Source organism: Ornithinibacillus halophilus (assembly GCF_900129485.1).
Taxonomy (GTDB): domain Bacteria; phylum Bacillota; class Bacilli; order Bacillales; family Amphibacillaceae; genus Ornithinibacillus; species Ornithinibacillus halophilus.
The window spans coordinates 1-12,629 of the sequence record NZ_FQVW01000038.1; the positions used below are offsets into that span (position 1 = coordinate 1).

A 12,629-nucleotide genomic window follows, 5' to 3' on the forward strand; every position below is an offset into this window, starting at 1 on the left:
CGCCCTGGAGTGGAATTCGCTCCCCAAGCAGTAGAACTCGCTCGCCCCAAGTAAAAATCGCTCCCCAAGTAGTAAAACTCGCTCGCCACCGGTAAATTCGCTCCCCAAGCAGTGAAACTCGCTCGCCCCAGGTGAAAGTTGCTCCCCAAGCAGTAAAACTCGCTCGCCCCCGGGTGAAAGTCGCTCCCCAAGTAGTAAAACTCGCTCGCCCCAGGTAGAATTCGCTCCCCTTGCAGTAAAACTCGCTCGCCCCGGGTAAGATTCGCTCCCCAAGTAGTAAAACTCGCTCGCCCCAGGTGAAAGTTGCTCCCCAAGCAGTAAAACTCGCTCGCCCCCGGGTGAAAGTCGCTCCCCAAGCAGTAAAACTCGCTCGCCCCCTGGTAGAAGTTGCTCCCCAAGCAGTGAAACTCGCTCACCCCCATTTAAAGCTCAGTCCAAAATCCCACTCAATTAAGAGCCCCCATACAAAGATTCGACAATAAATGTTAAAATAGTTCTAAAGTCATTATTAGGAGTGTGGCTATGTTTAAACGTGTGAAAGAAGCGACATATTTAACGGCAGAGAAGGCTTGGAGTTATCGGGCGATATTGCGTTATTTTTATATGCAGCATGAAAGAATGAGAGAATTTCTTTTTCCAGAAGAAATCTATGAATATATCAAGCAGTTTGATGAATTTAGGGATTATACAATAGAGTCTTTGCACCTTGATTTAGATGCTTTAGTAAAATGGGGGAACTTGATTGCTAGACAAGAGTTGGGAAAATCGAAGACAGTTGAAGAGTTCAAGAAGAAGCGGTTCCGTTACCAATGTACCCCATATACGGTAGAGTTTGAGCGAATGTTAATGGAACTAGAAGGAATAGGTGAAACATTCGGAGGGTCATTGGAGAGAACGCAATTTGAGCGTTTGTATCAGTCTCTACAAAAAATCGAAAAAATCGCAACAAACCAAGTACAAGAAAGTAATCAGGAATGTACACAAGTTTGGGAGGATGCTTTGACTTATTTCCGTCAGATCACACAAAATACCTCTGATTATATCGCTTATATTAATAGTGAAGAAGTTGAGGAACGTATGCAAACGGAAGCCTTTCTTATTTATAAAGACCAATTTACAACATACTTACGAGACTTCATCATTGCCTTACAAGGTACCGCTTTACAAATCCAAGACCTCTTACTTGGAGTATCTCAAAAAGAACTTGAAGGATTTTTTACAAAAGTCATTCAACACAATGAACAAGTATTCCGATTAGAAGAAAAAAATGAAGAGAACCCACTAAACGAATACGAGGAAAAATGGAAAAGTATGGAGGGCTGGTTCTTAGGTAATGAGCACGGAGAAAGTGAGTATGAGATGCTACAAAATCGAACCAATGAATCAATTCGTCGGATCACCAGAGTCGTACAACGTCTTGGGGAGCGTCACCAGCACTTTCGTAGTAGAAAAAAAGATTATCTACATTTAGCGAAATGGTTTGATTCTATCGAGGAAATGGAAGAAACGCATGAATTATCATCAGTTGCCTTTGGTGTCTTTCATACCCGGCATTTCCATATTGACCATATCCCAACAGATAATATTTATGCAGATGTATGGGATGAAGCACCGATGGAACATGAAACAAAGCCAATGATAAGAAATTATCGTGAGAGAACACGTCCAGGAGCTGTTACTAGTAATCAGAAAAAGAAAGAAGAAACAATGAGACAGTACTTGGAACAAAAGCAACATGAGAAAAAGCTGATTGAACAATATATTGAAGGAAATGAGATAAGGGTGGAAAACTTACCAACCGTCGAGACACACGTGAGGAAACTATTGCTTTCCTGGATTGGTAAGGCAATGGCAAGTAAAAATCAAACGATCAAAACTGAACTTGGTAGAAGGGTTCATGTTGTTATGAGTCAAGAACGAGTGACACTTCAATCAAAAGATGGAGCTCTTGAAATGCCAAAAGTGACTTTTCAATTTATAGATGATAGGGGACATAATCATGAGCGAACAACCAAGCTTTGATGAAAAAATGCAGGAAGCGTTAGGTATCCTCTTTGAACAGTTTTGGGTGCTACGTGCTGAGGAACCAGAAATCTATCAATTAATTCGTGAACGAGAAAAAGGGCTAAAGCGCTATGTTACTGAAAAGTTTGGATTTGATTTAATCGTTCACCAGCATTTTATTAAGCTAGAAAAAATCCCTGTTGATCCAAAAGCTTGGATGGGTATTCAAGACTTTACCAATCCGAGAGATTATGCCATCTTCTGTTGTGGACTTGCTTTTACTGAACGGCGATCAGTCGATGAGCAATTTTTGTTATCTGACATTACAGAGGATATTCAAGATATGTACCCAGGAGAGTTTTCGTTAGATTGGACGAACTATCAACATCGTAAGTCACTTGTTCGAGCTCTTAAGAAATTAGTAGATTTGCATGTTATTAAAACGGTGGACGGGGATATTGACATGTTTTCTACCAATGAAGACCATGAAGTATTATATGAAGTCACTGTCTATGCACGTTATTTTATGCGAACGTATCCAGATGATTTATTCCAATATCAAACCACAAGAGAAATATTGGACAGTGAATGGCAACGACATCAAACCGATATGAGAAGGAAACGTGTGTATCGGAAGCTGATGTTTTCTCCTGTCGTTCATCGAGAAAGTGAAGAAGACCAAGATTTTGCCTATATCCGTAATTATCGAAATCGACTACGGGATGATCTAGAAGAGCACACACCCTTTCAGTTGGAGGTTTTTAAAAATGCTGCTTTTCTCGTGTTGAATGAACGAAAACAACGCTATACGTTATTTCCAGATCAAAAAGGAATAATGAATATTGCCCTTCATTTCCAAGCCTATTTTAGAAGCCATATGGATAACAGTTCGGTAAACGCCATGGGTGAAATAAAATTAACTCCTGTAGAATACTCCCAAATGATACAGAAGATTAAAGACGCTTATGGTCATGGTTGGAGTAAGCGATATCGTGATATGTCACATACGAATATTGCTGAAGAATTGATTCAACTGTATAAAGATTGGGAAATGCTGGTTGTTGAAGCAGAAACAGGAATACTTGTGTTTAAGTCGATAATTGGAAGAATGGTAGGGTACTATCCGAGTGATTATGTTTCGGAAGGGGAAAAATAATGAATAAGTGGAAAATGAATAGGGCTGGACTATTAAACTTTTGGTATTATGACGAGGAAATTTTCACGTTTGCAGACGGGAAATTATTGTTAAGAGGAAGTAATGGATCAGGGAAATCTGTTACAATGCAAAGCTTCTTGCCAGTGTTACTAGATGGAAGAACGTCACCGGATCGACTAGACCCATTCGGTTCAAAAGCAAGGAGAATGGAAGATTACTTATTAGGTGAAAAAGATATCGTCAATCGCGATGAACGAACTGGGTATCTGTTTTTAGAATTTAAGAGGCAAGGAACAGAGCAATTTACAACAATCGGAATAGGACTACAAGCAAAAAGGAACAAGCAGATGAAATTCTGGGGTTTTGTAGTAACGGATAACCGGAGAATTGGTACGGATTTTGAGCTGTATAAATATGAAAAGAGTGGTGGAGAAAAACAGAAGATTCCACTTTCTAGAATTGAACTGGAAAATATGCTTGGTGATGGTGGGCATGTTGTTCAAACTAAATCAGATTATATGAAGCTTGTGAATAAATATTTATTTGGTTTTGGGACCATCGAGGCATATGAAGATTTGATTAAACTACTAATTCAACTTCGAAGTCCAAAGCTATCCAAGGATTTCCGACCAACCGTTATTTATGAAATTTTAGAAGCAGCTTTACCACCACTATCTGATGAGGACCTTCGTCATTTGTCTGACACAATTGAACAGATGGACCAGACTAAACAACAGATCGAGCAATTAGAAAGAGAAGCAACAGCAATAAAGAACCTTAACAAAAGCTATGATAGTTACAATCAACGCATTTTAGTAGACCATGCAAATGAATATATGCAGTCAAGTAAACGCTTAGCAAAAGAGCAAAAAGAATATGAGGAACTGACCGAAACAGTAACTCATTTAGATGAGGAAATACAGCAGTTAAGTGATGAAATTAGAGAATTATCGATAGAAAAGGATACCCAAAAGAAACAAGAAGAACTTCTCCGTTCTCATAAGGTTTGGAATTTAGAAAAAGAACGAAGAGAAGTCGAAGAAAAACGGACACAGGAAGCAGATAGCCTTCAAAAGAAAAATGGTCAATTACAGGATAAAAAAATAAAGGAAACGAATGTGATTCGTGATAAAAATCTGATCGATGAAAAAATTGGTGCTCGTGAAGAAGCCATGAAGGATATGTCGATTGATTTAGAAAATGATGCAGAGGAGGTTTCCTTCCAAGAGACTCACAAAATAAATTATCAGGATTTTGTTCGACATCAAAAAGAACTGTTTGATTTTAGTGTATGGCAGAAGGAAGCAACCGACCATTTAGCTGGCTTGGAAACCATTGAAGCAGAGTTAAGAAACTTTGAAGCCTTGAAAACAAGATTTCAAGAAAAAGATAAACAATTAGGAAACGAACAAAAGCTACTTGATGATGTCACTTATCAAGAACAGGAATGGTCTCGTTTATTTGAAGAGGATAAGCAAAAGAAATTAAATGAAATTCATACATGGGTTGGTGGGTTGTCGTGGTTGAACAAGCAAGAAGATAGATTACAGGAAACGGCCCGGGCAATTTTTTCCTTGTATGAACAGACTACATTTGAATCGGTAAAAGAACCTTTTCGTCAAGCTACATTTCAATATGAACAAGAACAGAGAAAAGCACTATCTGAATTAGAATTCCAACGTGAACAATTAGAGAAAAAGATTCGAGAGACAGAAGATGAATTACAGAAGTGGAAGGAGAAAAAAGACCCTGAACCAGAACTTGCTTCTTTAACGAAAGAGGCAAGGAAACAATTGGATAGGAAGGGGATAGCTTCTGTCCCAATTTATGCTGCCGTTGAATTTCAAGACCATGTAGAGCAAGATGTTCGAAAACGTATTGAAGCAGCAATGATGGATAGTGGGCTGTTAGATGCGCTAATTACTGATAGGGACATCACCATTGAACATGACCGAATCTTAAAGCCTAACCCAAACATGATGGCCTTCACATTAGCCGATTATTTAAAGCCAGACCTTGAAGTAGATAATAAGGTACCAGCTAGTCTAGTGGATGATGTGTTACGTAGTATTATTGTTGGGGAGGAGGATGATTCAATTCTTTCCATCAGTGAACAAGGGCATTATCAACTAGGGTTACTGAAAGGCCATGCATTACCAGTGGATGATGTTCGATATATTGGGCGTAATGCTAGAAAGCGATTCAGAGAAGAACAGATCGAACGGATTCAACAGGAGTTAGAGATTTTACACGAAGAAAAGCAATTGAAGGAAAGAGAAATAACACGTATTGAAACTGCCATTAATCAGGCAAAAAAACAATTCGAACAGTTTCCGAATGATTCGGATTTACAGGAAAGCTTTCATCAAATTAAAGAAGCGAGAATGGCAATCGACTACCACCAAAAACAAGTCCAACGCCTATCTAACGAGTTAAAAGAGATTCATAAGGCTTATACACAAGTGAAGCATCGAATTGATGAACGAACTCGTAATTATAATTTAGAAGTTAGTCTTGAGTCATATAAAGAAGCAATTTCTGTGACGAAACGATATGAAAAAGATTTATCGAATTTGGAGAAGGAACATATTCAGTATATAAATGAGCGTAACAGACTGAATGATTTAGCTGGCAGATTGGATGAATTAGCAGAAGAAATTATTGAAATCCAAGGGGAAATCAATCTTTCTCAGGATCTCGTTGATCGCTTAGAACACCAATTGACCATGATTGAACAACAATTGGAGCAACAAGGTGTTGGTGACATTCGTAAGCAAATTTCAGATGTTCAAATAGCATTAGAAGAAATTGGACGTATGTTAAAAGAAAAGGAAACGACTAAGCCAACCAAAGTAGCAGAGCGAAATCATCTGAATCAAAATATAGAATTAAAAAGAAAAGAAATCAATTTTTGGACAAACATGCACAATGTATGGAAAGCTTCTTTCGAACAGGAAGTCCTGCGTGGTTTTGTTGTACAAGGTGAGGATAAAGAGTTGGATGTCATCGTTAAAAAAGTCCTTCGTGATTATGCTAGTTTGTTGAAAGAAAAAGATCGCGGAAAGCTATCCACTCAATTAATGCAGGAATTTTATAAACAACAAAGTGATCTAATGGAATATCGTGCCAATACCTTCAATGCACCATTAACAATACCAGCTTGGATGAATGAGACAACAGAAGCAGATCACATACCTCATATCGAACAATGGAAGCAAAAGATGACACGGCAACTCATTGAGTTAAATTACCAAGGAAAACAGGTAAATCCATATACAGTTCAACAGCAAATTGAATTCGAACAGGCTCGTCAGGAAAGCTTTTTAGATGACCAAGATCAAGCATTATATGAGGAGATATTATTTAATTCGGTTGGTCAAAAACTACGAGCTAGAATTCGTCGTGCAGAGCAGTGGGTTGAAAAAATGAAAAAATTAATGGAGACGAGGGACACCTCATCTGGATTATCCTTTTCGATAAAATGGAAGCCACGAACTGCTGATTCGGAAACGGAAATGGATACAGTTGATTTGGTTCATTTACTTCGCCAAGATCCAAAACTATTAAAGGAAGAAGATTTAGAGAAAATCACAATTCACTTCCGGACAAAAATTGCCAAGGCTAAAGAGTTAATGGGGAATAGCAATGAATTACAAACACTACTTCAAGTATTAAAAGAAGTTCTAGATTATCGTAAATGGTTCTCCTTCGTTTTATATTTCCAAAGAGAAGGCGAAAAGAAACGCGAACTTAACAATAATCAGTTTTACAAATTTAGTGGTGGGGAAAAGGCAATGGCCATGTATATCCCATTGTTCACTGCATGTTATTCTCGATATTTAGAAGCCGATAGTGAAGCACCTTATATTATTTCTCTAGATGAAGCATTTGCTGGTGTTGATGAAAATAATATTCGCGAGATGTTTGAAATTGTGGAACAACTAGGATTCAACTACATCATGAATTCTCAGGTGTTATGGGGTGACTATGACACGATTCTTGAATTATCCATTTGTGAGCTAGTTCGGCCAAAGAATGCAGACTTTGTCAGTGTTCTTCGTTACCACTGGGATGGGAACAAAATGGAAGTAGAGGTTCCAACTGAGGCACTGGTAGAGGTGAGATGATGATTGACGAAGCGTTGGAATATTTTAATAGAGAGTTTCATCAACTCTTTAACTTGTTTAAGAAGAAATACGAGTCACTAGGCCGTGTTGGTGGAACAGTGAAATTGGATGGCTTTAAAATGGAAGAATTGGAGGCAGTTGCTCGCTTTATGGGAGTAACTGCTGGCGATTTAAAACTTAAAGGAAAGCTTTCTCTGGAATCATTCGAAAAACAACTACAAACGACAAAATTTGCTAGTCTAACCTTAAAGGAAATATTAGAAGCCTATTTCAATGAACCATTAATCTCAAAAAAGCAACGAAAACAAATGAAAGATTCACAACAAGAACAATACTTTAATGATTTAGTACTTCAGTTTCCAGATATTGCCTTTTGGATTGATTATATTCGGTTAAAGAATACTGACTCGTATTGGATTTATCGGTTGCTGGAGGAATCACCCAAATCCTTTATTGGTATGGTACGAGTGGTGAATCAGGCGTATGTTAACCTGCCAAACAAATTTGAACGACTCCCAATGTTTAGCCATCGAATTACACGAAATCCACATGCATTTGATTTAAATACGAATATAGGTAGACTTTTTATTCATCTATTAGCAGTAGATCATACTCATACTGGTGAAGTAATCGTCCCTTCAAATACAGAGGGAATTAATAATCTGCTATTAGACTATCAAATTTTGAGAGATGATATTACAAATTATGTTACGAATGTTAATTTACTAGCAGAGACGGAGAACGGCATACATCCAATGTGGCGGGCAGCATCAGATGGTCACAGTGTTATGAATACTCCCATTAGAGAGTTGGTAAAGGTGAATAGAGCGTATCCAAATAATGGGGGAAAATCTATATGGATCGTAGAAAACTCAGGAGTGTTTTCTAGTATATTAGATACACAACCTAAATTGCCATTACTCTGTACCCATGGGTAATTTAAACTGGCAGCACTATATTTAATGGATATGTTAGTTAAAGAAGGATGTACTCTTTACTATTCGGGCGACCTTGACCCAGAAGGAATTAGCATGGCAGAACGACTACTACATCGATATCCTGGCCAGGCAAAATTATGGAAAATGGATATAGAATCCTATTATAAATCAATATCAGATGTAGAACTGACCGATGAAAGACTTTCAAAACTAGAATCCATCACCACACCAGAATTGCAGCCAGTAGTAGAAGAGATGAAGAAAAAGAAAAGAGCAGGATACCAAGAAGCCTTAGTGTGATAAGGTGTGGGTCCTGCCCTTTCTTTTGCTATAAAAGGGTCTTTTAGGAAAGTGTGCTCCACATTAATGGGAATTCGCTCGTCCCCCGGTAGAATTCGCTCCCCATAGGGTAAAACTCACTCCACGGAGTAGTAAAGTCGCTCACCAAGAGTTAAAACTCGCTCGCCCCGGGTAAAATTCGCTCCCCAAGGGGTGAAACTCGCTCGCCCCAGGTGAAAGTTGCTCCCCAAGCAGTAAAACTCGCTCGCCCCCAAGCAAAATTCGCTCCCCAAGGGTGAAACTCGCTCGCCACAGTGTAGAAAACGCCCCCAAGCAGTGAAACTCACTCGCCCCAAGTAAAATTCGCTCCCCAAGAGGTAAAACTCGCTCACCCTCGGGTGAAAGTTGCTCCCCAAGCAGTAAAACTCGCTCCCCCTCGGGTGGAAATCGCTCCCCAAGCAGTAAAACTCGCTCCACCTCGGGTGGAAATCGCTCCCCAAGCAGTAGAACTCGCTCCACCCCGGGTGAAAGTCGCTCCCCAAGGATTGAAACTCGCTCGCCCCGGGTAGAAATCGCTCCCCAAGGGGTGAAACTCGCTCGCCCCAGGTGGAATTCGCTCCCCAAGGATTGGAACTCGCTCGCCCCAGGTGAAAGTTGCTCCCCAAGGATTGAAACTCGCTCACCCCCGGTAAGATTCGCCCCTTAAGCAAAATTCACTCCCTATATAAACAACCCCCACTCCACCAACAATCTAACTCCCACACATCATCCTAATCAATTTATTAGAAACGTTCATTAAGGTAATCTGATCCATGTTACTAAGTAGAATAATCCCTAATTTATGTTCAGGTACCATTGAAATAAAGCAACTAACACCAGGATATCCACCTGCATGTTCTACAATTTTTAGGCCCTGAAACTCCTTTAGCTTCCAACCTAGGCCATAACTCAACCCTTCTTCTCGTTTGGCTAATGGTTCGAACAATTTATGATATTGCTGTTTTGATAGAATTTGGCCATTTTCATCCATAATATCTATGACGTAGTTAGACAAATCATTTGCAGTTGAGTAGATAAAGCCCATTGGTGCACCGATTATGTTTTCAGGCTGAGCAACTTCGATGGGAGTATTTATCGTATTCATATAATAGGATGATACATTCTTTTCATCAGTAGAAAAGGTAGGATTAACAAAAGTACGGTTCATTCCCAATACATTAAAAATATGTTTATTCACATAGTTTTCAAACGTCAAGCCACTAACCTTTTCTAATACATCAGTCGCAATAACATAGGCATCCGTACAATATTTCCAGTTCTTGCCAGGTGTACTCTCTAACTCAATTTGTGAGAAAAAGCGGGTAACATCTTCTCGGGATTTTATAGTACGAAGGATATCCTCCAAGTTAGGATACATATCAAAAATAAACTTGTATTCTGGTAAGTTTTTTCCCAACTCATACAACTCTTCATCTAGCAATGTTGCAATCCACACATTCTCCGGGAATCCGGCAGTATGACTGAGAATATGTCTAGTTGTAATCTCATCAAAGTTACCACTCTTAGTACGAAAATATGGCAGATACCTAATAATAGGATCGTCCAGTGAAAAATTCGTATTTTCCTCTGAATGCAAAAGTGCCATCGCAGTGAAACTTTTAGTTATACTTTGAATGGAAAAAATCGTATCTGCATTCACTCGATTTTGAGGGCTTTCAATGGAAGTGGAGCCAAAGCTTTGACTGTATAAAATTTGATTATCCTTCACAATATTCACAGCAAATCCTGGTATTTGGTGATGGTATTGGTAAAGATTTAAGTATTCATCTATTTTTTCTATATTTACGTTCATCGGTCTCCTCCTCTAGGAAACATTATCTAAGAAGAAATTTCCTTCATATTATAAATCTACTGAAAGTATAGTGGAAACTAATCACTCATTCAACTAATCATTTATACAGATCCACGCATTTCAACCATTATATAAATCTGTTATCAAAATCTATTTTCATGTATACTATTATTATGTGAAAATTATCAGTAGTTTACTAGTTCAGAAATAACAGATAGGAGTGGTAAGATGACTACGACGGAATCGTGGAAGACGTTAAAGGATCAAGTGACATTGCCGGTTATCGTTGCGCCGATGTTTTTAATTTCAAATCCCAAAATGGTTGTAAAGTCTTGTGAACTAGGGATGATAGGATCATTCCCAACTTTAAATGCACGGACGGCAGATATTTTGGATGAGTGGTTTGGGACGATCAAACAAGAGTTGCAAGCATTAAAAGATGCACATCCCGATAAAAAAATAGCTCCATGGGCAGTTAACTTCATTGCTCATCGTGCCCATAATAAAAGGTATGAAGAGGATTTAGAATTAATCAGGAAGCATCAGCCTCCAATTGTTATTACATCATTAGGGGATCCGAGTCCTGTAGCGAAAATTGTACATGAGTACGGTGGCTTTGTTTTCTCCGATGTCATTGATGTGAAATTTGCTAAAAAGGCCATTGAGAAAGGATCTGATGGTTTAATCTTAGTAGCTGGTGGTGCAGGAGGACATGGAGGGACATACCATCCATTTGCTTTTGTTCATGAAGTAAAAGAATTTTGGGATGGACCGATTATTTTAAGTGGAAGTATATCACGTGGGGAAGACATTTTAGCTGCAAATGCTGTTGGAGCCGACTTTGCTTATATGGGAACCCGTTTCCTAGCAGCTGAGGAAAGCATGGCACAGAATGAATATAAGGAAATGGTTGCTTCGTCCACTGTTAAGGATATTTTCTATACTCCAGCATTTAGTGGTGTTCATGCCAATTATTTAATTCCTAGTATACAAAATGCAGGGCTTGACTTGAAACAATTGCCGCAGAACGGGAAATTATCAGACCCGGATATTAAAGCATGGCGTGATATTTGGAGTGCGGGGCATGGAGTAGGTTCTGTAAAGAAAATACAGTCGCTCACTGAAATTTACGAAGAATTAAAAGGGCAATATGAAGCCGCTAAAGCTAAAATTAAATAATTTAACTAAAAAGGTACGGGGATTTCCGTACCTTTTCTTAATGATATTTCCACATTTCCTGGGAAATATCGACACGAAATGATGGTAATGTACAAGAAGATTAGTAAACCAACTAATATCCCTTCTTATAATCCACCACATTAAGATTTAATTTCCCATTTTCCACATATTGTTTAAGGTTAGGGATGAAAATATCTCGAATGACGCGCTCTGTATAATACTCTGTTGCACCGGCAGTATGTGGTGTCACGATGACATTTTCCATTTCCCATAATGGGCTATCTTCTGGTAAAGGTTCTGTAGCAAAAACGTCCAGTCCAGCACCGGCAATCTCACCAGTTTGTAAGGCAGCAATCAAATCATCCTCAACTACGATTGGTCCACGCCCAATATTAATGAGAACGGAACTATTTTTCATTTGTTTAAATTCATTCATGCTGAACATCGCATTGGTCTCATCCGTTAACGGTAGCGTGATGACGACAAAATCACATTGTGGAAGTACTTCATCTAATTGACTAGGGGTATACATTTCGTCTACATTTTCTGCCTCTTGACCAGAATGCCTCACTCCAAGTACTTTCATCCCAAAGGCTTTAGCAATTTTTGCTGTTTCTTTACCGATGGCACCTACACCGATGACTCCAATCGTTTTGTTATGAATTTCTAATTTAAGGCCAGCATTATGCCATGTTTTAGTCATTTGCTGACGGACATATGTATGAATTTTTCGTGTGAGTCCTAACATTAGTGCAAAAATGGTCTCAGAAATTGGGTTTGCATGAACCCCATTTGCGCTCGTAATAGAAACATTTCGTTTTTGTAGTTTATCTAATGGAAAACTATTAATTCCAGCACTCCAAGATTGTATCCATTTCAGGTTTGTATTGTGCTCTAGAATAATAGGTTCAATTGCTTTATTCCAACGAACAACTATTTCGGCATCCTTCAAATCATCCTCAATATCTTCAGTTTTTCCGGCTACAACTTCCCAATTAGGTGCTGTTTCTTTGATTTCATTTAAAAATATGTCATTAATATCAAGATTAATAACGATTTTTCGTCTGCTCATTTACTTCTCCTCACTTTCCCTG

Annotated in this window: 8 protein-coding genes; 6 read left to right on the top strand and 2 right to left on the bottom strand. The window is 38.7% G+C overall.

The features are described 5' to 3' along the window. The first annotated feature begins 522 nt into the window (after positions 1 to 522). Genes BUB12_RS13110 through BUB12_RS17475 form a run of 5 tightly spaced genes read left to right on the top strand, consistent with a single transcriptional unit; the run spans position 523 to position 8,525 of the window. Positions 523 to 2,022, top strand: a complete 1,500-nt coding sequence (locus BUB12_RS13110; RefSeq protein WP_072891380.1) for a TIGR02677 family protein — start codon at positions 523 to 525, stop codon at positions 2,020 to 2,022. Continuing rightward, the gene (locus BUB12_RS13115) at positions 2,000 to 3,160 is read left to right on the top strand and encodes a TIGR02678 family protein (RefSeq protein ID WP_072891381.1); all 1,161 of its coding nucleotides are present in this window, start codon (positions 2,000 to 2,002) and stop codon (positions 3,158 to 3,160) included. Before BUB12_RS13110 ends, BUB12_RS13115 begins: the two co-directional genes overlap by 23 nt. Continuing rightward, complete coding sequence (locus BUB12_RS13120) at positions 3,160 to 7,287, top strand: TIGR02680 family protein (protein WP_084063346.1); 4,128 nt, start codon at positions 3,160 to 3,162, stop codon at positions 7,285 to 7,287. Before BUB12_RS13115 ends, BUB12_RS13120 begins: the two co-directional genes overlap by 1 nt. Continuing rightward, entirely contained in the window at positions 7,284 to 8,225 is a 942-nt protein-coding gene (locus BUB12_RS13125; protein ID WP_084063347.1) for a TIGR02679 domain-containing protein, read from the top strand. The genes BUB12_RS13120 and BUB12_RS13125 overlap by 4 nt, the downstream gene beginning before the upstream one ends. 6 nt (positions 8,226 to 8,231) lie before the next feature. After that, complete coding sequence (locus tag BUB12_RS17475) at positions 8,232 to 8,525, top strand: DUF2399 domain-containing protein (protein WP_268801942.1); 294 nt, start codon at positions 8,232 to 8,234, stop codon at positions 8,523 to 8,525. Positions 8,526 to 9,255: 730 nt separating this feature from the next. Here the strand turns inward: BUB12_RS17475 and BUB12_RS13135 are convergent. Further along, positions 9,256 to 10,356, bottom strand: coding sequence for a serine hydrolase domain-containing protein (locus tag BUB12_RS13135; RefSeq protein WP_072891383.1), 1,101 nt, complete (start codon positions 10,354 to 10,356; stop codon positions 9,256 to 9,258). Positions 10,357 to 10,584: 228 nt separating this feature from the next. Here BUB12_RS13135 and BUB12_RS13140 point away from each other — a divergent pair, with 228 nt between their 5' ends. Continuing rightward, entirely contained in the window at positions 10,585 to 11,535 is a 951-nt protein-coding gene (locus tag BUB12_RS13140; RefSeq protein ID WP_072891384.1) for an NAD(P)H-dependent flavin oxidoreductase, read from the top strand. A gap of 112 nt (positions 11,536 to 11,647) precedes the next feature. On the opposite strand, the gene BUB12_RS13145 is transcribed toward BUB12_RS13140, so the two are convergent. Beyond that, positions 11,648 to 12,607: a D-2-hydroxyacid dehydrogenase gene (locus BUB12_RS13145; RefSeq protein ID WP_072891385.1), complete on the bottom strand. Its 960-nt coding sequence runs from the start codon at positions 12,605 to 12,607 to the stop codon at positions 11,648 to 11,650. Between the last annotated feature and the right edge of the window lie 22 nt (positions 12,608 to 12,629).

Coding starts and splice junctions, on each gene's coding strand:
- BUB12_RS13125 (WP_084063347.1), top strand. CDS start 7,284: ATGATGATTGACGAAGCGTTGGAATATTTTAATAGAGAGTTTCATCAA.
- BUB12_RS13120 (WP_084063346.1), top strand. CDS start 3,160: ATGAATAAGTGGAAAATGAATAGGGCTGGACTATTAAACTTTTGGTAT.
- BUB12_RS13115 (WP_072891381.1), top strand. CDS start 2,000: ATGAGCGAACAACCAAGCTTTGATGAAAAAATGCAGGAAGCGTTAGGT.
- BUB12_RS13135 (WP_072891383.1), bottom strand. CDS start 10,356: ATGAACGTAAATATAGAAAAAATAGATGAATACTTAAATCTTTACCAA.
- BUB12_RS13145 (WP_072891385.1), bottom strand. CDS start 12,607: ATGAGCAGACGAAAAATCGTTATTAATCTTGATATTAATGACATATTT.
- BUB12_RS13140 (WP_072891384.1), top strand. CDS start 10,585: ATGACTACGACGGAATCGTGGAAGACGTTAAAGGATCAAGTGACATTG.
- BUB12_RS13110 (WP_072891380.1), top strand. CDS start 523: ATGTTTAAACGTGTGAAAGAAGCGACATATTTAACGGCAGAGAAGGCT.